At 72.4% G+C, this 21,442-nt stretch carries 19 protein-coding genes and 1 tRNA gene; 7 read left to right on the forward strand and 13 right to left on the reverse strand.

The window, feature by feature from the left end:
- Positions 1-11: 11 nt before the first annotated feature.
- Positions 12-467 (reverse strand): GNAT family N-acetyltransferase, encoded by a 456-nt coding sequence (locus ACLGIH_RS19610; RefSeq protein WP_416529433.1) that lies wholly within the window; start codon positions 465-467, stop codon positions 12-14.
- A gap of 253 nt (positions 468-720) precedes the next feature.
- Between ACLGIH_RS19610 and ACLGIH_RS19615 the strand changes: the two genes are divergently transcribed.
- Entirely contained in the window at positions 721-1,503 is a 783-nt protein-coding gene (locus ACLGIH_RS19615; RefSeq protein WP_416526541.1) for a LuxR C-terminal-related transcriptional regulator, read from the forward strand.
- Here the strand turns inward: ACLGIH_RS19615 and tamR are convergent.
- Positions 1,462-1,959 (reverse strand): MarR family transcriptional regulator TamR, encoded by a 498-nt coding sequence (gene tamR / locus ACLGIH_RS19620; RefSeq protein ID WP_116150630.1) that lies wholly within the window; start codon positions 1,957-1,959, stop codon positions 1,462-1,464. The two genes, ACLGIH_RS19615 and tamR, sit on opposite strands and share 42 nt — an antisense overlap.
- Positions 1,960-2,065: 106 nt before the next feature.
- Here tamR and ACLGIH_RS19625 point away from each other — a divergent pair, with 106 nt between their 5' ends.
- Entirely contained in the window at positions 2,066-2,917 is an 852-nt protein-coding gene (locus tag ACLGIH_RS19625; RefSeq protein WP_416526542.1) for a trans-aconitate 2-methyltransferase, read from the forward strand.
- Between the two features lie 39 nt (positions 2,918-2,956).
- Here the strand turns inward: ACLGIH_RS19625 and ACLGIH_RS19630 are convergent, their stop codons facing one another.
- Together ACLGIH_RS19630 and ACLGIH_RS19635 are read right to left on the reverse strand one after the other, a co-directional pair.
- Positions 2,957-3,634: a TetR family transcriptional regulator gene (locus tag ACLGIH_RS19630; RefSeq protein WP_416526543.1), complete on the reverse strand. Its 678-nt coding sequence runs from the start codon at positions 3,632-3,634 to the stop codon at positions 2,957-2,959.
- The gene (locus tag ACLGIH_RS19635) at positions 3,631-4,641 is read right to left on the reverse strand and encodes an acyl-CoA desaturase (protein WP_416526544.1); all 1,011 of its coding nucleotides are present in this window, start codon (positions 4,639-4,641) and stop codon (positions 3,631-3,633) included. Before ACLGIH_RS19635 ends, ACLGIH_RS19630 begins: the two co-directional genes overlap by 4 nt.
- 294 nt (positions 4,642-4,935) lie before the next feature.
- Here ACLGIH_RS19635 and ppc point away from each other — a divergent pair, with 294 nt between their 5' ends.
- The gene (gene ppc / locus ACLGIH_RS19640) at positions 4,936-7,671 is read left to right on the forward strand and encodes a phosphoenolpyruvate carboxylase (RefSeq protein ID WP_416526545.1); all 2,736 of its coding nucleotides are present in this window, start codon (positions 4,936-4,938) and stop codon (positions 7,669-7,671) included.
- Between the two features lie 88 nt (positions 7,672-7,759).
- Here the strand turns inward: ppc and ACLGIH_RS19645 are convergent, their stop codons facing one another.
- The 7 genes from ACLGIH_RS19645 to ACLGIH_RS19675 all read right to left on the reverse strand — a co-directional run bounded on the left by ACLGIH_RS19645 (position 7,760) and on the right by ACLGIH_RS19675 (position 13,495).
- Entirely contained in the window at positions 7,760-8,485 is a 726-nt protein-coding gene (locus ACLGIH_RS19645) for an LPXTG cell wall anchor domain-containing protein (protein ID WP_416526546.1), read from the reverse strand.
- 170 nt (positions 8,486-8,655) lie between these two features.
- Complete coding sequence (locus tag ACLGIH_RS19650) at positions 8,656-9,144, reverse strand: hypothetical protein (RefSeq protein ID WP_416526547.1); 489 nt, start codon at positions 9,142-9,144, stop codon at positions 8,656-8,658.
- Between the two features lie 64 nt (positions 9,145-9,208).
- Entirely contained in the window at positions 9,209-9,811 is a 603-nt protein-coding gene (gene pth, locus ACLGIH_RS19655) for an aminoacyl-tRNA hydrolase (RefSeq protein ID WP_416526548.1), read from the reverse strand.
- Between the two features lie 70 nt (positions 9,812-9,881).
- Positions 9,882-10,484 (reverse strand): 50S ribosomal protein L25/general stress protein Ctc, encoded by a 603-nt coding sequence (locus ACLGIH_RS19660; RefSeq protein ID WP_416526549.1) that lies wholly within the window; start codon positions 10,482-10,484, stop codon positions 9,882-9,884.
- A gap of 273 nt (positions 10,485-10,757) precedes the next feature.
- On the reverse strand, positions 10,758-11,732 hold the full coding sequence (locus ACLGIH_RS19665) for a ribose-phosphate diphosphokinase (protein ID WP_416526550.1): 975 nt from the start codon (positions 11,730-11,732) through the stop codon (positions 10,758-10,760).
- Positions 11,733-11,842: 110 nt separating this feature from the next.
- Positions 11,843-13,291 (reverse strand): bifunctional UDP-N-acetylglucosamine diphosphorylase/glucosamine-1-phosphate N-acetyltransferase GlmU, encoded by a 1,449-nt coding sequence (gene glmU, locus ACLGIH_RS19670; protein ID WP_416526551.1) that lies wholly within the window; start codon positions 13,289-13,291, stop codon positions 11,843-11,845.
- Between the two features lie 133 nt (positions 13,292-13,424).
- Positions 13,425-13,495, reverse strand: a tRNA-Gln gene (locus ACLGIH_RS19675).
- A 300-nt stretch (positions 13,496-13,795) separates the two neighbouring features.
- On the opposite strand from ACLGIH_RS19675, the gene ACLGIH_RS19680 reads away from it, so the two are divergent.
- Positions 13,796-15,103, forward strand: a complete 1,308-nt coding sequence (locus tag ACLGIH_RS19680) for a sensor histidine kinase (protein ID WP_416526552.1) — start codon at positions 13,796-13,798, stop codon at positions 15,101-15,103.
- Between the two features lie 12 nt (positions 15,104-15,115).
- Here the strand turns inward: ACLGIH_RS19680 and ACLGIH_RS19685 are convergent, their stop codons facing one another.
- Together ACLGIH_RS19685 and ACLGIH_RS19690 are read right to left on the reverse strand one after the other, a co-directional pair.
- Positions 15,116-15,610 carry an SUKH-3 domain-containing protein gene (locus tag ACLGIH_RS19685; RefSeq protein WP_416526553.1) on the reverse strand — a complete coding sequence of 165 codons (495 nt, stop codon included), beginning with the start codon at positions 15,608-15,610 and terminating at the stop codon, positions 15,116-15,118.
- Positions 15,611-15,669: 59 nt separating this feature from the next.
- Positions 15,670-16,245 (reverse strand): YwqJ-related putative deaminase, encoded by a 576-nt coding sequence (locus ACLGIH_RS19690; protein WP_416526554.1) that lies wholly within the window; start codon positions 16,243-16,245, stop codon positions 15,670-15,672.
- A 251-nt stretch (positions 16,246-16,496) separates the two neighbouring features.
- On the opposite strand from ACLGIH_RS19690, the gene ACLGIH_RS19695 reads away from it, so the two are divergent.
- From ACLGIH_RS19695 to ACLGIH_RS19705, 3 genes are all read left to right on the forward strand, one after another.
- Positions 16,497-17,516 carry an SMI1/KNR4 family protein gene (locus ACLGIH_RS19695; protein ID WP_416526555.1) on the forward strand — a complete coding sequence of 340 codons (1,020 nt, stop codon included), beginning with the start codon at positions 16,497-16,499 and terminating at the stop codon, positions 17,514-17,516.
- Between the two features lie 7 nt (positions 17,517-17,523).
- The gene (locus ACLGIH_RS19700; RefSeq protein WP_416526556.1) at positions 17,524-20,286 is read left to right on the forward strand and encodes an SUKH-4 family immunity protein; all 2,763 of its coding nucleotides are present in this window, start codon (positions 17,524-17,526) and stop codon (positions 20,284-20,286) included.
- A 201-nt stretch (positions 20,287-20,487) separates the two neighbouring features.
- Positions 20,488-21,378 carry a coiled-coil domain-containing protein gene (locus ACLGIH_RS19705; RefSeq protein ID WP_416526557.1) on the forward strand — a complete coding sequence of 297 codons (891 nt, stop codon included), beginning with the start codon at positions 20,488-20,490 and terminating at the stop codon, positions 21,376-21,378.
- Positions 21,379-21,442 lie beyond the last annotated feature (64 nt).

A 21,442-nucleotide genomic window follows, 5' to 3' on the forward strand; every position in this document is an offset into this window, starting at 1 on the left:
GCGCCGGCGCGTCAGCCCAGCCGTTTCGTCAGCGTGTACTCCGTGATCCCCGGCGGGTAGTCCGGAATCACGCACACCACCTCGTACCCCTGCTTCTTGTAGAACCCCGGCGCCTGGAAGTCCCACGTCTCCAGGCGGACCGCCGTGCAGCCCCGTTCGGCGCGGGCCGTGCGCTCCGCCCGGGTCAGCAGGGCGGAACCGAGGCCGGTGCCGCGGTGGGGGGCGTCCACCCACAGGTAGGTGACGTGCAGCCAGGTCGTCCAGGTGTGGCCGACCAGGCCGCCCGCCACCGCGCCCGTGTCGTCCAAGGCCCAGACGTGCAGCGGGCGTTCGCGTTCGTGAGGGGTTCCGCGCAGGGCGCGCAGGGTGGGGGAGGCCGCCGTGTTCGTCTCCCGCAGGCGGGCGTGCAGCAGATCGCGACGTGCTTTGTCGACTTCTGTAACAAGGCGAAACATGCGGCTCACCATAAACGCGGCGGAGCGCAAGTTCTGCAAATTACCTTCCCCTCCCGGCGCTCGTCCGTACCCTGATGAACAGCACCGGTGGGGGCCGGTGCCGATCAGGGGGCGAATTCACGGTCCGTCCAGGGTTCAGCCGAGTACAAGGTTCGAGATCCGAGATCCACCGGTGGATACGGGCCCGCGGGCGCCGTACCCGTACCGGTGTCGTCCTTTGAGAGGGGTATCCCCTGCTCTTCGGGAGCGAGGGGAAGGGGGTTTCGTGGTTCGCATCCGAGTCCTGGTCGTCGACGACCACCGCATCTTCGCCGAGTCACTCGCCGCTGCCCTGGCCGCCGAGCCCGACGTCGACGTCTCCGCGGCCGGCAGCGGCCCGGCCGCGCTGCGCTGCCTGGAGCGGGCCGCCGCCGAGGGGCGCCGGTTCGACGTGCTGCTCGCCGACGCCGACCTGGCCGACCTGGGGGGACAGGCGCCCGGCGCGCGACCGGCCGCGCCCGTGCCGCTGCGGGACGGCGGCGAGACGGGACTCGTCGACGGCCTCTCCCTGGTCGCGGGGGTGCGGTCCGCCCAGCCCGGGGTTCGGATCGTGGTGCTCGCCGAGAAGGACGATCCGCGGCGCGCCGCGCTCGCCCTGCAGGCCGGGGCCTCCGGGTGGGTCGCCAAGGACTGCTCGCTGTCCCGGCTGCTCACCGTCGTCCGGGGCGTGCTGCGCGACGAGACCCATCTGCCGCCCGCCCTGCTGACGGGCGTGCTGCGCGAACTGACCGCCGCCCGCAAGCACCGCACCGAGAGCGAGCGGCTGGTGGAGTCGCTGACGCCGCGCGAGCGGGAGGTGCTGCGGTGCATGGTCGCCGGGCTGGGGCGCAAGGCCGTCGCCGAGCGGCTGTACCTGTCCCCGCACACCGTGCGGACGCACATGCAGAACGTCCTGGGCAAGCTCGGCGTCCACTCCACGCTGGCCGCCGTCGCCCTCGCCCGACGGGCCGGCGTGGGGCCCGTCGACCTAACCGGGGATGTTGTCGAACGGGGCGGTCAGCTGGCGTAGCAGGGCCGCCAGTTCGCCGCGCTGGGCGCGGGACAGCTCCGCGAGGATCGCGCGCTCCTGGTCGAGCAGGCCGGCCAGGGCCTGGTCGGCGCGGTCGCGCCCTTCGTCCGTGAGGCGGACCAGGACGCCGCGCCGGTCGCTGGGGTCGGGCAGGCGTTCCACCAGGCCCTTCTTGGCCAGGCGGTCGATGCGGTTGGTCATCGTGCCCGAGGTGACCAGGGTCTGGGTGAGCAGCTGCCCCGGGGAGAGCTGGTAGGGGGTGCCCGCGCGGCGCAGCGCCGTCAGCACGTCGAACTCCCACGGCTCCAGCTGGTGCTCCGAGAAGGCCAGCCGGCGTGCGCGGTCCAGGTGCCGGGCCAGCCTGCTGACCCGGCTGAGCACCTCGAGTGGTTCCACGTCGAGGTCCGGGCGCTCCCGGCGCCACGCTGCGACCAGCCGATCGACCTCGTCCTCCATGACGATCAGTGTAGTGGTTGTGTCGACGTGAAGTCTCTTGACATCAAGAGAAATGCTGTCCGACGCTGGGTACCCGTCCCGTACGGTCACCTGCCCGGGAGGCCCCATGCCCACCGCCGAGCCCAGCTGGAACCCCGACCGGTATCTGCGCCACGCCGGCCACCGCACCCGCGCCTTCGCCGACCTGCTCGCCCGCGTCCCCGGCCTCCCGACACGACCGCCCGCCGGGCGGCCCCGCATCGCCGACCTCGGCTGCGGCCCCGGCAACGCCACCGCCCTGCTCGCCGACCGCTGGCCCGCCGCCCGCATCACCGGCTACGACAACGCGCCCGAGATGCTCGCCCGGGCCGCCGGGCACGCCGGTCCCACCCCGGGCGGCGGACGCCTCGACTTCGCGCCCGCCGACGTCCGCACCTGGGCCCCGGACGGCCCCTACGACCTGATCGTCAGCAACGCCACCCTCCAGTGGGTGCCCCGGCACACCGATCTGTTCGCCCGCTGGATCGACGCCCTCGCCCCCGGCGGCACCCTCGCCTTCCAGGTCCCCAGCAACTTCGACGCCCCCAGCCACCGCCTGATGCGTGACCTCGCCGGCGCCCCGCGGTGGCGCTCCCGCCTGGCCGGCGTCCTGCGCCACGACGACGCCGTCCTCGCCCCCACGGCCTACCTCGGCCACCTCACGGCCCTCGGCTGCACCGCCGACGTGTGGGAGACGACGTACATCCATCTGCTGACGGGCGAGGACCCGGTCCTGGACTGGGTGACCGGGACGGGGCTCAGGCCCGTTCTCGCGGCCCTCGGCGCCGACCCCGAGGAGCGCGACGCCTTCGTCGCCGAGTACCGGGACGCCCTGCGCACCGCCTATCCGCTCGGCCCGCACGGCACCCCGTTCCCGTTCCGGCGGGTGTTCGCCGTGGCCCGCAGGGACGGTCCCACGGCGTCCGGCCAAGGTGGGTGACGAGGGTGCGGAACACGTCGTCGCCGACGACGTACCCGTTCAGCTCTTCCGGTGCCCTATCAGCCGCGGCCTCGGCTCCAGCCCGTCCAGGCCGTGCCACGCCAGGTTGACCAGGTGCGCCGCCACCTCCGCCTTCTTCGGCTTGCGGACGTCCAGCCACCACTGGCCGGTCAGCGCGACCATGCCGACCAGGGCCTGGGCGTACAGCGGGGCCAGTTTCGGGTCGAAGCCGCGGCTCTTGAACTCGCGGCCCAGGATGTCCTCCACCTGGGTGGCGATGTCCGAGATGAGAGAGGCGAAGGAGCCCGTGGACTGGGGGATGGGGGAGTCACGGACCAGGATGCGGAAGCCGTCCGTGTACTCCTCGATGTAGTCCAGCAGTGCGAACGCCGCCTGTTCGCACAGTTCACGCGGATGGCCGGCGGTCAGCGAACTGGTCACCATGTCCAGCAGCCGCCGCATCTCGCGGTCCACCACCACCGCGTACAGGCCCTCCTTGCCGCCGAAGTGCTCGTACACCACCGGCTTGGACACCCCGGCCTTCGCGGCGATCTCCTCCACCGAGGTGCCCTCGAAGCCCTTCGCGGCGAAGAGGGTGCGACCGATCTCCAGCAACTGCTGGCGGCGCTCGGCACCGGTCATCCGGGTGCGACGGGCGCGCCGCGGCTTGTCGTTGCTCGGGGTACTGCTGGAGTCGGTCGCCACGGCGTCAATCATGCCGCCTTCGCCGTCTCCTTCCGGCGCCGGGCGCCGTTCTCGTCGGTGTTACGGCGGGAATCGATACGCGAGCGTGACGGCCACCGCACGTCGTACGCCCACCCCAGCTGCTCGAACCAGCGGATCAGCCGCGCCGAGGAGTCCAGCTGGCCGCGCTCCACACCGTGCCGCGCCGAGGTCGGGTCGGCGTGGTGCAGGTTGTGCCACGACTCCCCGCAGGACAGGATCGCCAGCCACCACACGTTGCCCGAGCGGTCCCGCGACTTGAACGGCCGCTTGCCCACGGCGTGGCAGATGGAGTTGATCGACCAGGTCACATGGTGCAACAGCGCCACCCGGACGAGTGAACCCCAGAAGAAGCCGGTGAAGGCGCCCCACCACGACATGGTGACCAGGCCGCCGATCACCGCGGGCAGCGCCAGGGACAGCATCGTCCACAGGACGAACTGGCGGGAGATCGCGCGCAGCGTCCGGTCCTTGACCAGGTCGGGCGCGTACTTCTCCTGCGACGTCTGCTCTTCGTCGAACATCCAGCCGATGTGCGCCCACCACAGGCCCTTCATCAGGGCCGGGACCGTGTCGCCGTACCGCCAGGGCGAATGCGGGTCGCCCTCCGCGTCGGAGAACTTGTGGTGCTTGCGATGGTCGGCGACCCAGCGGACCAGCGGTCCCTCGACCGCCATGGAGCCCGCGATCGCCAGCGCGATCTTCAGGGGCCGCTTCGCCTTGAAGGAACCGTGGGTGAAGTGACGGTGGAAGCCGATGGTGATTCCGTGGCATCCCAGGAAGTAGAAGAACACCAGCAGGCCGAGGTCCAGCCAGCTCACGCCCCATCCCCACGCCAGCGGCACGGCCGCGAGCAGCGCGAGGAACGGAACGGTGATGAAGAGCAGCAGCGTGATCTGCTCGATCGAACGCTTCTGCTCGCCGCCCAGCGTCGCGGAGTCGGTGGAGATGTCGTCGGGCGCCTTCGGAGCGTCTGCGATCACATCGGAGCTTGAGGTCATGCGCGTCCCCTGTGGGGTCGAGGGTTTGAGGCCGATGCCGGGCTGCGGAAACCGGCACTGCTTCCTACGGTTCCGTAACCTACGGCGTCGTAAGTATGGCAGTGCCTTGCCCGGCGGCAAGAGCCCGCGGACCTGCGCGTCCCGGCCGGCACCTATCCTGGAAGCCGGTCGGACAGCGCGGTCCGCTCTGAAGTTTTCTTCCCGGACTGTCCGGCCCGCAAGCGGTGCCAGCCGCCGAGACGGTGGTCCGGGTTCCCTCCCAGACGAGCTTCAACACTGCAAGGAGCCGCACCTGTGAGCAGTGCCGACGACCAGACCACCACGACGACCAGCACGGAGCTGCGTGCCGACATCCGCCGGCTGGGTGATCTCCTCGGCGAGACCCTTGTCCGGCAGGAAGGCCCTGAGCTGCTGGACCTCGTCGAGAAGGTCCGCCGCCTCACCCGCGAGGACGGCGAGGCCGCCGCCGAGCTGCTGCGCGGCACCGAGCTGGAGACCGCGGCCAAGCTGGTCCGCGCCTTCTCCACCTACTTCCATCTCGCCAATGTCACCGAGCAGGTCCACCGCGGCCGCGAGCTGCGCGCCCGGCGCTCCGCCGAGGGCGGACTGCTCTCCCGTACGGCCGACCGGCTCAAGGACGCCGACCCCGAGCACCTGCGCGCCTCCGTCAACAACCTCAACGTCCGCCCCGTGTTCACGGCCCACCCCACCGAGGCCGCGCGCCGGTCGGTACTGAACAAGCTCCGGCGCATCGCCGCGCTCCTGGAGACCCCGGTCATCGAGTCCGACCGGCGCCGGCTGGACATCCGCCTCGCCGAGAACATCGACCTCGTGTGGCAGACCGACGAACTGCGCGTGGTGCGCCCCGAGCCCGCCGACGAGGCCCGCAACGCCATCTACTACCTCGACGAGCTGCACGCGGGCGCCGTCGGCGACGTCCTGGAGGACCTCACCGCCGAGCTGGAGCGGGTGGGCGTCAAGCTCCCCGACGACACCCGGCCGCTCACCTTCGGCACCTGGATCGGCGGCGACCGCGACGGCAACCCCAACGTCACCCCCCAGGTGACCTGGGACATCCTCATCCTCCAGCACGAGCACGGCATCAACGACGCGCTGGAGACCATCGACGAGCTGCGCGGCTTCCTGTCCAACTCCATCCGCTACACCGGCGCCACCGAGGAACTGCTGACCTCCCTCCAGGCCGACCTCGACAACCTCCCCGAGATCAGCCCCCGCTACAAGCGGCTCAACGCCGAGGAGCCCTACCGGCTCAAGGCCACCTGCATCCGGCAGAAGCTGGAGAACACCAAGCAGCGCCTCGCCAAGGGCACCGCGCACGAACCCGGCCGCGACTACCTCGGCACCAGCCAGCTCCTCGCCGACCTGCGGATCATCCAGACCTCGCTGCGCGAGCACCGCGGCGGCCTCTTCGCCGACGGCCGCCTCGCCCGCACCATCCGCACCCTGGCCGCCTTCGGCCTCCAGCTCGCCACCATGGACGTCCGCGAACACGCCGACGCCCACCACCATGCCCTCGGCCAGCTCTTCGACCGGCTCGGCGAGGAGTCCTGGCGGTACGCCGACATGCCCCGCGAGTACCGCACCAAGCTGCTCGCCAAGGAACTGAGGTCCCGGCGCCCGCTCGCCCCGACCCCGGCGCCCGTCGACGCGGCCGGCGAGAAGACCCTCGGCGTCTTCCAGACCGTCAAGAAGGCCCTGGAGGTCTTCGGGCCCGAGGTCATCGAGTCGTACATCATCTCCATGTGCCAGGGCGCCGACGACGTCTTCGCCGCCGCCGTCCTCGCCCGCGAGGCAGGCCTCATCGACCTGCACGCCGGCTGGGCAAAGATCGGCATCGTGCCGCTGCTGGAGACCACCGACGAGCTGAAGGCCGCCGACACCATCCTGGAGGACCTCCTCTCCGACCCCTCCTACCGGCGCCTGGTCGCCCTGCGCGGCGACGTCCAGGAGGTCATGCTCGGCTACAGCGACTCCTCCAAGTTCGGCGGCATCACCACCAGCCAGTGGGAGATCCACCGCGCCCAGCGCCGGCTGCGCGACGTCGCCCACCGCTACGGCGTCCGGCTGCGCCTCTTCCACGGCCGCGGCGGCACCGTCGGCCGCGGCGGCGGCCCCTCCCACGACGCCATCCTCGCCCAGCCCTGGGGCACCCTGGAGGGCGAGATCAAGGTCACCGAGCAGGGCGAGGTCATCTCCGACAAGTACCTCGTGCCGTCCCTGGCCCGGGAGAACCTGGAGCTGACCGTCGCGGCCACCCTCCAGGCCTCCGCCCTGCACACCGCCCCCCGCCAGTCCGACGATGCCCTCGCCCGCTGGGACGCCGCCATGGACGTCGTCTCCGACGCCGCCCACACGGCCTACCGCAAGCTGGTCGAGGACCCCGACCTGCCGACGTACTTCCTGGCCTCCACGCCGGTCGACCAGCTCGCCGACCTGCACCTGGGCTCGCGGCCCTCCCGCCGCCCCGGCTCGGGCGTCTCGCTCGACGGACTGCGCGCCATCCCGTGGGTGTTCGGCTGGACCCAGTCCCGGCAGATCGTCCCCGGCTGGTTCGGCGTCGGCTCCGGACTCAAGGCCCTGCGTGAGGCCGGCCTCGACACCGTCCTGGAAGAGATGCACCAGCAGTGGCACTTCTTCCGCAACTTCATCTCCAACGTCGAGATGACCCTGGCCAAGACCGACCTGCGCATCGCCCAGCACTACGTCGAGACCCTCGTCCCCGAGGAGCTGCGGCACGTCTTCGACACCATCAAGGCCGAGCACGAGCTGACCGTCCGCGAGGTCCTCACGGTCACCGGCGAGAAGGAACTGCTCGACGCACAGCCCGTGCTCAAGCAGACCTTCACCATCCGCGACGCCTACCTCGACCCCATCTCCTACCTCCAGGTCGCCCTGCTCAAGCGCCAGCGCGACGCCGCCGCCGCGGGCGAGCAGCCCGACCCGCTGCTCTCCCGCGCCCTGCTGCTCACCGTCAACGGCGTGGCGGCCGGCCTGCGCAACACCGGCTGACGGCCGACCGCGCGTTCCTCCGCGCACACGACGGCGCCCCCACGCTCGGCACGAGCGTGGGGGCGCCGTTTCGCGCGACGCCGTCGCGTCAGCCCTGCTGGGCCTTGCGGCGGCGCATCAGCAGCCAGCCGCCCGCGGCGACCAGCGCGGCGGCGACGCCGGCCAGCAGACCCACGGGGGCGCTGCTGCCGGTCTCGGCGAGGTCTCCCTCGACGCTGCCGCCCTGCGCGGACGGAGCGGCGGACCCGGACGGAGCGGCCCCGCCGCCTTCGGAGGCGCTCGGGGCGGCGGCCCCCGGGGCGCTCGGGGAGGCGTCCCCGGAGGGAGCCGCGGAGGGGGCCGCGGAGGCGCCGGACGACTCGGACGGCGCGGCCGACGGCGTCGTACCGGGCTGCCCGCCCTCGTCCTCCTCGCAGTCCGTCCAGAACACCTTGTGCTTGGCGGCGCCCTTCTCGCCGTCGAAGTTCCAGAAGAGCTTGTAGTGGCCGTCGGGCAGGGTGAGGTCGTCCGTACGGCCGTGGCCCTCGGCGTCCAGGGACAGGGAGCCGGACTTCACCGTCTCGCCCTTGGTGCCGGCCGTCGGGGCCCAGGCCTGGATGTACCAGTCGATCTGCTGGCCCGCGTCGAAGCCGAACGCGTCCAGGTAGAAGGTGCAGACGTGCGGCTCGTTCTTGCGCAGTTCGTCGCCGGTGGTGGCGTCATGGATCTTGACGGTGCCGTTGTCACCGGGAGCGGTGGCGTGGGCGGCGGGGGACAGCAGCAGGGCAGCCGCGGCGACGGCGGACACGGCGCCGGCGCGAGTCAGGGTTCGCATGAGACAGTCCATCTTCGAGTGACCAACGGGGAAGATGTGGAGGGGGCGGCTCAGCTTGCGGCAAGTCCCGGTGACGGATCAAGCACGAGCAGGCGACGAACCGGATCTCCACAGAAAAGACAACTGTGTGATGCGGTCAGGCGTCATCGGTCGATCGCACGAACACGGTGTCAGAGAGCCAGGAACGCCGCGGTCATCAGCGTGACCCCCGATCCCGCCAGCACCCACGCCACCCGCGTCCGCCGCAGCCCGCCCGCCACCACCACCGACGCCAGCAGCAGCGCACCGCCCAGCGGGACCCACGCGTACAGCACCCCGGCCGGGCCCGAACGCACCACGTGATCGCTACTGGGCTTCACCACCACCGTGTACGTCTGTCCCTCGGTGACGGCGACCGAGTCCTCGAACACGACCTTCGCGCGCGCCTGCGACCCCGCCGACAGCGGCGCGTACGGCCCGCTGCACGCCCCCGCTTCGCACCGCGTCACCTCGACCGTGCCGCGCTCGCGCCCCTTGGTCAGCAGCACGTGCTGCGCGGTCCCCCAGGACGCCCACACACCGGCGATCAGAAGGAGCACCGCGACCGTGCCCATGGCCGCGATCCGCCCGATGGTCAGCACGGCGTACGTGGCCCGAGAGGAGGTGACCGCAGAACGCATGGCGGCGATCCTTGGCCATGTCTGCACGCTCGGTCAACTCACCCGGGTGCCAGAGAAGGACAAATCAGGAGTTGTACGAACTCTGCGCCCGCTCCAGCCCCTCGATCACCAGGCACTCCACCGCGTCCGCCGCCCGGTCCACGAAGTAGTCCAGCTCCTTGCGCTCCGCCGGCGAGAAGTCCTTCAGCACGAAATCCGCCACCGGCATCCGTCCCGGCGGCCGCCCGATCCCGAACCGGACCCGGTGATAGTCCGGACCCATCGCCTTCGACATCGACTTCAGCCCGTTGTGACCGTTGTCCCCGCCGCCCAGCTTCAGCCGCAGCACCCCGTAGTCGATGTCCAACTCGTCGTGGACCGCCACCACATGCGCCGTCGGCACCTTGTAGAAGTCCCGGAGCGCGGTCACCGGACCGCCCGAGAGATTCATGTACGACATCGGCTTCGCCAGCACCACCCGCCGGTTCCCCGGCCCCGGCGGACCGATCCGGCCCTCCACCACCTGCGCCTGAGCCTTGCCGTGCCGCTTGAACCGGGCACCGATCCGTTCCGCCAGCAGATCCACCACCATGAAACCGACGTTGTGCCGGTTCCCCGCATAACCCGGCCCCGGGTTGCCCAGACCGGCGATCAGCCAAGGGGCGGCCGCGTCCGTCGTCACGTCCATGTCTCCTTCATACGCGTCGGCCGCTGCCCCGCACGGGAACAGCGGCCGACGGACCGATGGGATCCGGGGATCAGGCCTCGGCGGAAGCCTCTGCGCCCTCGCCCGCCTCACCCTCGGCCGGCGCCTCCTCGGCCTGCGCGGCCAGCACCTGGAGAACCACCGTCTCCTCGTCCACCGACAGCGTCACGCCGCTGGGCAGCGCGATGTCCTTGGCGCGGACCGAGGCACCGGCCTCCAGGCCCTCCACGGACACGGTCACCTGCTCCGGGATGTGCGTCGCCTCGGCCTCGACCGGCAGCGCGTCCAGCACGTGCTCCAGCAGGTTGCCGCCCGGGGCCAGCTCGCCCTCGGCCACCACCGGGATCTCGACCTGGACCTTCTCGCCACGCTGGACCAGCTGGAGGTCGACGTGCTCCAGGAAGCCCTTCAGCGGGTCACGCTGCACGGCCTTCGGGATCGCCAGCTCGTTGGTCTTGCCGTCGATGTCCAGCGCGATCAGCACGTTCGGCGTACGCAGCGCCATCAGCAGGTCGTGACCCGGGAACGTCAGGTGCAGCGGGTCGGAACCGTGCCCGTACAGAACGCCGGGAACCTTGTCGTCACGACGGATACGACGCGCGGCACCCTTGCCGAACTCGGTACGCGTCTCGGCGGAGATCTTCACCTCGGACATGATCACTCCTCGTAGAGCTATCTGGGAACGGACGTGGTCACCCGGCCACGAACGGCCTGCTACGAAGAGCGCGTCGATAACGGACAGCCGAACCCGCACTTCCTGCGAAGACGAGCTACGGCCTCCCTCGCCGAGCAACTGCAGCAGTCTACTCGGCGAGGAAGGCCGTACCCAAAACGATCTCGGAACGCTGGCGGCGAACGCCCGTGCAGAACGGTTACTGCCCGGCGGTCACCGTTCGCCGGTCACCGCCCGGCCGTCACCGAACGCCGGTCACTGCTCGTCGAACAGGCTCGTCACCGAACCGTCCTCGAACACCTCGCGCACCGCACGCGCGATCGTCGGCGCGATCGACAGAACCGTGATCTTGTCCAGCTCCAACTCGTTCGGCGTCGGCAGCGTGTTGGTGAACACGAACTCGCTCACCTTCGAGTTCTTCAGCCGGTCCGCCGCCGGACCCGACAGCACGCCGTGCGTCGCCGTCACGATCACGTCCTCCGCACCGTGCGCGAACAGCGCGTCCGCCGCGGCGCAGATCGTGCCACCGGTGTCGATCATGTCGTCGACCAGGACGCAGATCCGGCCCTTCACATCACCGACCACCTCGTGCACCGTGACCTGGTTCGCCACGTCCTTGTCACGCCGCTTGTGCACGATCGCCAGCGGCGCACCCAGCCGGTCGCACCAACGGTCCGCGACCCGCACCCGGCCCGCGTCCGGAGACACCACCGTCAGCTTGTCCCGGTCCAGCTTCGCGCCCACGTAGTCCGCGAGCAGCGGCAGCGCGAACAGATGGTCGACGGGTCCGTCGAAGAAGCCCTGGATCTGGTCGGTGTGCAGATCCACCGCCAGAATCCGGTCGGCACCGGCCGTCTTCATCAGGTCCGCGATCAGCCGCGCCGAAATCGGTTCACGTCCGCGGTGCTTCTTGTCCTGCCGCGCGTAACCGTAGAACGGCACGATGACCGTGATGGAGCGGGCGGACGCGCGCTTCAGGGCGTCGATCATGATCAGCTGCTCCATGACCCACTTGTTGATCGGAGCAGTGTGGCTCTGGATCAGGAAGCAGTCGGCACCACGCGCGGACTCCTGATAACGCACGTAGATCTCGCCGTTGGCGAAGTCGAAGGCCTTCGTCGGGACGACCCCGACACCCAGCTGGTGGGCGACCTCCTCGGCAAGCTCGGGGTGGGCGCGGCCGGAGAAGAACATCATCTTCTTCTCGCCGGTCGTCTTGATCCCGGTCACAGCAACTTCTCCTCAGAGGTGTCTCAGCTGGTGCGGAGCGGACGTCCCAGCCAGTGGGGTGCGGATGTGCACTTATCACGGTACGCCGACTTCGACGCACCGGTTTCCGGTCAGCCTTCGCCGTCCGACTCCCGGGATGCCGCCTCGGCCGCCTTCGCCGCCGCGCTCCCGGGACGCTTACGGGCCACCCAGCCCTCGATGTTCCGCTGCTGACCACGGGCCACCGCCAGCGAACCGGGCGGCACGTCCTTGGTGATCACCGAGCCGGCGGCGGTGTACGCACCGTCCCCGACCGTGACAGGCGCCACAAACATGTTGTCCGAGCCCGTACGGCAGTGCGATCCGATGGTGGTGTGGTGCTTGTCCTGTCCGTCGTAGTTCACGAAGACGCTCGCGGCACCGATGTTGGAGTACTCACCGATCGTCGCGTCACCCACGTAGGAGAGGTGCGGCACCTTGGTGCCCTCCCCGATGGCGGCGTTCTTCGTCTCGACGTACGTACCGACCTTCGACTTGAGACCGAGCCGGGTCCCCGGCCGCAGGTACGCGTACGGCCCCACGGTCGCCTGCGGGCCGACGTCCGCGCCGTGGGACACCGAGGTGTCGACCCGGGCGCCGGCACCGACACGGGTGTCGGTCAGCCGGGAGTTCGGCCCGACCTCGCAGCCCTCGGCGAGGTGGGTGGAGCCGTGCAGCTGGGTGCCGGGCTGGACGATCACGTCCTGCTCGAAGGTCACGGTCACGTCGACCCAGGTGGTCGCCGGATCGACGACCGTCACGCCCGCCAGCATCGCCCGCGTCAGCAGCCGGTCGTTGAGGATCCGGCGGGCCTCGGCGAGCTGCACCCGGTTGTTGATGCCGGCGATCTCCCGGTGGTCGCCGGCCACGGAGGCCCCGACCCGGTGACCGGCCTCGCGCAGGATCCCCAGGACGTCGGTGAGGTACTCCTCGCCCTGGCTGTTGTCCGTCCGCACCTTGCCCAGCGCATCGGCGAGCAGCCGGCCGTCGAACGCGAACACACCCGAGTTGATCTCGCGGATCGCCCGCTGCGCCTCGGTCGCGTCCTTGTGCTCCACGATCGCCGTCACGGCGCCCGAGGCCCCGTCCCGCACGATCCGGCCGTAACCGGTCGCGTCCGGCACTTCCGCCGTCAGCACGGTCACCGCGTTGCCGTCGGAGGCGTGCGTGGCGGACAGTTCCTTGAGCGTCCCGGCGGTCAGCAGGGGCGTGTCCCCGCAGACCACGACCACGGTCCCGTCGACGACGCCGCCCAGCTCCTCCAGCGCCATCCGCACGGCGTGCCCGGTGCCGAGCTGCCGTTCCTGCACGGCGGTTCGGACGCCGGGGGCGGCCTCGGTGAGATGCGCGGTCACCTTCTCGCGGGCGTGCCCCACGACGACGACCAGGTTCTCGGGGTCCAGTTCACCGGCGGCGGCGAGCACATGGCCCACCAGGGAACGGCCGCAGAGCTCGTGCAGGACCTTCGGTGTGGCCGACTTCATACGGGTGCCCTCACCCGCTGCGAGAACGACGACGGCTGCCGGGCGGTTGGCGCTCACGGGATGCCCTTCGGCTGTGGGGTGGGGGTGGACATCCGCAGGATACCGGGGGTGTTTTCAGGGGGCATGGGTGCGGGTCCCGACGGGGCGGGGTGCCGGCCAGGACCCGAACCCGGCTTGCCTGTGCTGTGAGCTCCCGGAGAAGGATTCGAACCCTCATTCAACGGACCAAAACCGTTTGTCCTACCCTTAGACGATCCGGGATGGATTGCGTGCCATGTCCGATTCCTGTGATCGGTGGCGCGCGCGGACTCCACTATGCCGCACCGGGCCCCTTCGATGCGACGGTACAAAACTGTCCCTTTCGGGACCTTGACGACCAGGCGGCCGCGGCAGGCGTCGCCGGCGTACCTGCCCGGTGGGTGTGCCGTGGGCGCGCCGTCTGGCCGGAATCTTTCGTTCCGGACGTGGGCGGGCGGACGTTCATCCGTTCGCGGGGTATCGCGTCACATCGCTTTCGAAACTCCCCGGAAATGCGCCCCCGTGCGCCCGTAGGCTGGAGGCATGACCACGACGGGGGAAGACCACGTGACGGCCCGGGGCGGGCCCTGGTGGTGGGGGAGGCGGCGCAGCGCGGCACTCGACGTGAGCCTGGCGGCCGTGTCCGCGGTGGAGTGCGCGGTGGAGGGGGTCCCGTTCGCGCGGGACGCCGGGATCCCGGTGGCGGCGGGGGTCGTCTTCGGGGTGCTGGCCGGTTCCGTGGTGCTGGTGCGGCGCAGGTGGCCGATCGCCGTCGTGCTGGTGTCGATCGCCATCACTCCGGCCGCGATGGGTGTCCTGATGGGCATCGTCGGCCTGTATTCGCTGGCCGCGTCGGACGTGCCGCGCCGGATCATCGGTTCGCTGGCCGGGATGCAGCTGGTGGGGACGATGATCGTGATGTTCGTACGGCTGCGGCAGGACGTCGCGCGGGAGGACCTGGCCGTCGGTGACTGGATCGTGCCGTTCGCGTCGATCACCACCGCACTGGGGATGACGGCGCCTCCGTTGCTGCTGGGGCTGTACGTGGGGGCCCGGCGGCGGCTGATGGAGAGTCTGCGGGAGCGGGCGGACAGCCTGGAGCGGGAGCTGCAACTGCTCGCGGAGCGCGCGGAGGAGCGGGCGGAGTGGGCCCGGAACGAGGAGCGGACGAGGATCGCCCGGGAGATGCACGACGTCGTCGCGCACCGGGTGTCCCTGATGGTCGTCCATGCCGCCGCGCTCCAGGCGGTGGCGCGGAAGGACCCGGAGAAGGCGGTGAAGAACGCCGCGCTGGTGGGGGACATGGGGCGGCAGGCGCTGACGGAGCTGCGCGAGATGCTCGGCGTGCTGCGCAGCAGCGTCGAGGAGCGCCGGGAGCGGGCGGCCGTGCCGCTGGCGGCGGTCGGGGTGGCCGCGGCCGCGGCGGCCACCCGCGCGGCGTCGGACGAGGGCGAGGGGCCCTGTCTGGCCGAGCTGGACGAACTGGTCGGGCAGTCGGCGGCGGCGGGGATGGTGGTCGACCTGTCGGTCCAGGGGGATGCCCGCTCGTATGCGCCGGAGGTGGAGCAGACGGCGTACCGGGTGGTGCAGGAGGCGTTGACGAACGTCCACAAGCACGCGGCGGGTGCGAAGACGTATGTGCGGCTGGCGCACCGGGTGTCGGAGATCGCGATGCAGGTGGAGAACGAGCCGCCGCCGGAGCCGGCTTCGGCCGCGTCGGCCCGGCTGCCGTCCGGTGGCAATGGCCTGGTGGGGATGGAGGAGCGGGTCTCGGCGCTGGGCGGGGTGTTCGTGTCGGGGCCGACGGACGCGGGGGGCTTCCGGGTGTCGGCGGTGATTCCGGCGACCTAGCGCCCGCGGTGGTCAGCCGACGGTGAGGCGGGCGGGGGTCGTACCGGACACGAGGGCGGCGAGGGCCTGGTCGATGTCGGGGCCGAGGTACCAGTCGCCGGTGTGGTCGAGGGCGTAGACGCGGCCCTGGGAGTCGATGGCGAGGAGTGCGTGGGTGTCGGTCTCGGCGCCGAGGGGGCACAGCTCGGTGCCGAGGGCGCGGCCGAGGTCGCCGAGGGTGCGGGCGAGGTGGAGGCCGTGCAGGGGGTCGAGGTGGACGGCGGCGGGGGCGACCTGCCGGCCGGGACCGGTGGGGCTGAGGTGCAGCCCGCCGAATTCGGCCCAGGCCTCGACGGCGGCGGGGAAGACGGTGTGGCGGTGTCCCGCGGGCGAGGTGTGCTCGCGCAGGGTGTCGGCCCAGATCTCGGCCTGTTTGATGTCCCAGCGTCCGGGTTGCCAGCCGGCGGCGCGCAGGGCGGCGTCGACGGGTACGGGGAAGCGGGTGGTGGAGGTGCGGTCGGCGTGCATGTGCCTTCGTTCGTCGTCCGTGTCGAGGGTGTGACCGTGTCGGCGGTGGGTGGGCGCGGTCAGCCGTCTGTCGCCGTCGGGTCGACGATGCGGACGCCGAAGTGGGCGCTGAGGGCGGTGCAGGCGCGGCAGGGGGCGGCGAAGCTGCCGTGCAGGGGGTCACCGTCCTCGCGGATGCGGCGGGCGGTGAGTTTGGCGTGTTTGAGGGCTTTGCGGGCTTCGCCGTTGGTCATGGGTTTGCGTGCGGCGCGTTTGCTGCGTGCGGCGTCGGCGGCGGTGATGTGCCGGGAGATGAGGATGGTCTCGGCGCAGCGGCCGGTGAAACGGTCGCGTTGGGCACTGGTGAGGGTGTCGAGGAAATCCTGCACGAGATGGTGCAGGGCGGGGGGTGTGTCGCCGCGGGCGGCGGTGCCGGTGAGGGTGGCGCCGCGGACGGAGAGCGCGGCGGCGACGGTGGGGAGTATGCCGTCGCGGCGGTGGCGGAGAGCGGGCGCGTGGGTGGCGTCGGCGGCGCTCCAGCCGATGCGCGGATCGCCGGTGCGCGGGTCGGTGCCCGGGGCGCTGCGGGGATCGACGCGCGGGTCGTCCGGGCCGGCCGGATGTGGCCCCGTCTGTGTCGCACTCATGATCATCATCCCCTCCTGAGCATCCCCCCGAAGGTCACAGACTGCCAAATCCCGTGGCTGCTGCGGAAGCTGGGGCGGCGCGACACGCCCGGGAGCGGGCGGTCCGTCACGGTGGGGTGACGGCTGGTCACGGTGTGCGGAGGGGGTGTGACCTGTGCCGGTGACCGGTGTCGGCGCACCGCATAGGCTGTCGGGCACCGCGACGCGAAGCGGTGAACCAGACAGTTGCAGACAGACTTACGCCGCAGGGGGCAACCGCCATGACGACAGGTCGGCTCGGGCTGGGGGCGCCTCCCGGCCGCCAGGCCGGGGGACAAGCCGCGCCGCCGAACGCGGCCTACGCCGGGCAGGTCGTGCATTTCCCGGACCCGGTCAGGGCGGCCCGTCACCCGAGAGGGGTACGGGTGGACGAGCGCGGTTTCCCCGACTTCTCGCCGTACGCCCGGGCGGCGGCGGAGATCGCGGACCCTCCGGAGGGTTTCGGCGTCGACGAGTTGCGGCTGACGGACTACGTGTCGGCGAACGCGGCGCTGGCGGCGTCGGGGCACGAGCTGTGGGACACGGTGCCCGTGGTGGCGACGCCGCACGGCTGGACGTGGCACCACGTGGCGGGGACGCGGCGGCTGGAGCTGGTACCGGTCGAGGTGAAGGCGCTGCTGCGGCACCACGGCGGGATCGCGACGGCTGCGGTGGACCAGGCCAAGCGCGGGACGCGGCCGTTGCAGGAGACGCGGCCGGCGCACTTCGGGCTGCCGAAGTCGGGCGTCGCGGTGACCGAGCAGCAGGTGCTGGGCGTCGAGGAGGACCTCGGGTACCGGCTGCCGGGTGCCTACCGCGCGTTCCTGAAGGCGGCCGGTGGCTGCGCCCCGGTCGGGACGGCGCTGGACGCGGAGCTGGGGCTGCTGGTGGACCAGCCGTTCTTCACGGTGCGTGAGGAGGCGGCGGTCAACGACCTGGTCTACGTCAACAAGTGCCTGCGGGATCACCTGACGAAGGACTATCTGGGGGTCGCGTTCATCCAGGGCGGTCTGCTGGCCGTGAAGGTGAAGGGTGAGCGGGTCGGTTCGGTGTGGTTCTGCGCGTACGACGACGCGCGGGACGTGGACCCGTCGTGGCCGCCGGCGGAGCGGGTGGAGCGGTTGCTGCTGCCGTGCGGTGAGGACTTCGACGCGTTCCTGGCGCGGCTGGCGGGTTCGCCGCCGGAGCTGGAGACCGTGGCGAACCTGATGGTGGACGGCGGTTTCGCGCGTGCGGTGCCCGTGTCGTCGGTAGGGGAGTGAGCTGACCGTGGTGACGTTCGCGCAGGCGCAGGAGCGCGCCGAGGAGTGGATCAACGGGGATGTGCCGTCGTACCAGCACCGTGAGGTGCGGGTGCGGGAGTTCGACCTGGGCTTCGTGGTCTGGGCGGAGGACCGGGCGGACGGGCCGCGTTCGGACGGCGGTGCGCAGCGGCTGGTGATCGCGCGGGACAGCGGCGAGGCGACGCTGTGGCCGTCGCTGCCGGTGGGCGAGGTGATCCGCCGGTACGAGGAGGAGTACGGCCGTCCGGACCCGGCCGCGGCTCCGGCGGCGGCGCCCGCGGAGCGGGTGGACCTGAACCAGACGTCGTTCTTGTTGTCTCCGCCGGAGTGGTTGCAGGAGGCGGCGGACAAGCTGGGCATTCCGGATCGGCGGCGCGGGGACGGCGAGGCCGGGGACTCCGGTGCCTCGGCGCTTCCGGAGACGCAGGGCGGGGTTCCCGTGGACGCCGCGAGCGCCGCGGGCGGGGCGGCTGTCCCCGGTGTTTCGGGTGCTTCCGGTGCTTCGGGTGCCTCGGAGGGCTTCGGCGCCTCGGGGGCTTCCGGTGGCGCCTCGTCGGGCGGTGGTACGGCGTGGCCGGCCGCCGGGGGGAGCGGCACGGCCGGCTCCGGGACGGGTGGCGGCGGTGCGTCGCCCTCCGGGCCGGGGACGCCGGGGGCGCCGGGCGCCGCGCGGCCTCCGGGAACGTCCGGTTCACCGGGCGCGCCAGCGGGGGCGACGCCCTGGGCCGGGACCGACACCAACGCGGATGCCGGGGAGGACCGTTCGGTACCGCTGCCCGAGACGGTGTTCGCACCGCCGCTGAGCGATGCCGACGACACTCCGCCGCCCTCGACGACGCCGGACGCCAAGACGGCGCTGATGTCGGGCGGCAGTCAGCTTCCGCCGACGGCGGTCGCACCGGCGATCGACGAGCCGGGCGCGCCGGTTCCGGGACCGGGCGCCCCGTCGGCGCCGAGTGCGCCGCAGCCGCCGGCCGCCGGTCCCGGTACGCCGCCTCCGCCGGCCCCGGGTCCGGCCACGCCGGCGCGGCCGCTCGCGCCGGACGCCGGGGACATCGCCGACGCCGCGACCAGCAAGGCGACTCCGCCGCCGCGCCGGGGCGGTGATGCCTCCACGCCGCCTCCGCCGCCTCCGCCGGGGGCGCCCGGTACGCCGGGTGCGTCCGGTGCGCGGCCGGGGGCCACTCCTCCGCCGCCCGCCGGGCCGGGGGCGTCGGCGGGCGGCTATGTGCCGACGCAGTTCGCACCGGCCCTCGACGGGACGAACGGGCCGGGTACGCCGCCGCCGGGCGCACCGCGGCCGCCGGCGTCCGGGCCGGGTACGCCGCCGCCGGGCGCTCCCCGGCCTCCGGGCGCTCCGAACCCACCCGGTACTCCCAACGCCCCCGGTGGGACGCCCCCGGGCGGCGTGCACCATGCCGCGACGATGCTGGCCGACCCGGGTCGGCCGGGCGCCGCTCCACCGCCGCCGCAGCCCCCCGGCGTCCCGGGCGCTCCGAATGCGCCGCAGCCTCCTGGTGCCCCCGGCGCTCCGCAGCCTCCGGGCGCCCCCGGCACGGCAGGCGGCGGGCGCGGTGCCGTGCACCACGCGGAGACGATGCTGGCCGCGCCGCCGGCCGGCGGCCCCGGCGCACCCCCTCCGCCTCCGGGCGCCGTACCGCCTCCGGGCATGCCTCCCGGTGCCCCTGGTGCGCCCGGCGCCCCTAGTGCGCCTGGTGCCGTACCGCCCCCCGGGCAGCCCCCGGCGTACGGCTACCCGCAGCAGCCCACCGGTCAGCCGATCGTGGGCCCCGGCTACCAGGCCGTGCTGCGCTACCGCGCGCAGGACGGTTCCGAGGGGCAGCTGATCCGGCGTTCCGCGCCGGGCACCCCGCACCCGGAGTGGCAGATCTTCCACGAGCTGCGCGCCATGAACGTGCCGCCGGACCAGGTGCTGGAGCTCCACACGGAGCTGGAGTCGTGCGAGCTGCCGGGCGCGTACTGCGCGCGGATGATCCGGGAGCAGTGGCCGCAGGCGCGCATCACGTCGATCGCGCCGTACGGCACGGATCACGCGAGCCGGCAGCAGGGCATGCAGCAACTCCTCGCCCATCAGGGCGAGTTGCACCAGGTGGCCGACGGGCCGGCGCGTCCGGCGCCGGTACGCGCGCCGCTGCCGCAGGTGCAGCCCGTGCCGCCGATCCCGCCGGAGGGCATCGGGCAGGAGCTGGCGGCGGCGTTCGGTCCCGGCGTCTTCCGGTTCGAGCAGGCCGCGGTGTCCCGGCAGGGCGTGCCGCCGGTGGTGGCGCACACGCTGATGGCCGCGGGGCTGCCGATGGACATGGGCCCGTTCTTCTGGGCGCAGGCGCAGCCGGGGCGGCCGGTGCCGACGCTGGCCGAGCTGGCGGCCGAGCGCGGAGCGCAGCCGGCCTCGGACGCGGGCTCGTACCTGGTCGTGGGCAGCGACTTCGGCAAGGCGCTCTGTGTGCAGTACGGCACCGCGCACATCGTCGCCGTGCCGGTGGAGGCGGGGCCGGGCGGCGCTCCCGTGCCGCCGCAGTTCGTGAACTCCGGGCTGCCGGAGTTCGCGCGCTGTCTGGCGCTGCTCGGCCGGATGTGGCGGCTGAGGTACGGGCTGAACCAGGAGCAGGCGGGACGCTGGACCGTCGACTTCCAGGCCCAGTTGGCCGCCCTCGACCCGGCGGCGCTGGGCTCGCCGGAGAGCTGGTGGTCGGTGCTGCTGGAGCAGATGTGGGACGGTCTGCTCTGACGCGGGACCGCCACTGACGGACACGACGGGCGGGGCCCGGTCGGCCTACGGGACGACCGGGCCCCGCCCTTTGTCTGCGCGACAGCCCGTGTTCCCCTATGCGGCCTTTGAACGGTGTGTCGCATTATGAGCCCTTACGCCTGATCCATAAAGTCGGTTAAGTCCATTAAGTGCGGCAGGCTCACCACAGGGGTGTTCAGCATGAGCAGCGCATCGGCGTCTCCCCACGGCTTCGTGACCGTACGCGGGCGCGCTCGCGGCTACCGTCCCGAACAGGTCGAGGCGTGTGCCGCGGCCCTCTCCGAGGAGCGGGACGCCGCCTGGGAGCGGGCCGCGCGGCTCACCGTGCTCGCCCGGGAGATGGCGGAGGAACTGGCGGACCTGCGGGAGGCGGTCGCCCATCTCGCCCCGCAGGACTACGAGGTGCTCGGGGAGGGCGCGCAACGCCTGTTCCGGCTCGGGCAGGAGGAGGCCGCCGCCGTACGGGAGGACGCGCGGCGTGCGGCGGAGCAGTGGGCCGAGGAGGCCCGGTCCTACGAGGCCCGCCTGCGCCAGGCCGCCCGGGAGTACGCCGACACCGTGCGTGCCGAGGCCGACGACTGCGCCCGGCGGCGACTGCTCGCGGCCCGCGCGGAGGCCGACGACCTGCGCATCGCCGCCCGGCGCGAGGTGAAGGCGAGCCGCGGCGAGGCGCTGGGCGCGCTGCGCGAGATGCGGCAGCGCACCTCAGGGATGCTGACCGACCAGGCCAAGGAGCACGCCGAACGGTGGGCCGAGGCCGAACGGGAGGAGACGGAGCGGGCGGCGGCGCTCGACGCACACCACGCCGAACTGCTGGCGCGCGCCGAGGAGGGCCTGGCCGAGGCGGAACGGGCCCTGGCCGACGCCCGGGAGGCGGCGCTGCGCCGCCCGGAGGAGGCCCGGGCCCGGGCGGCGGAGGTCCTCGCCGAGGCGCGGGCGCGGCAGGAGCGCATCGCCCGGGAGACGGAACGGGTGCTGCGCGAACACGGGGAGCGCTGGGACGACGTGCAGGCCCAGATGGACTCCGTACGCAGCAGGCTCAGCGCGCTGACGGGCCGGGCGGTGGAGTGACCCCGGCGGCCACCGCCTCGCACGGGCACCGCTGTCCCTCTCGGCTCACCCCGCCCGTCCAGCA

The organism is Streptomyces hamibioticus (assembly GCF_047946815.1).
In the GTDB taxonomy this organism is placed as follows: domain Bacteria; phylum Actinomycetota; class Actinomycetes; order Streptomycetales; family Streptomycetaceae; genus Streptomyces.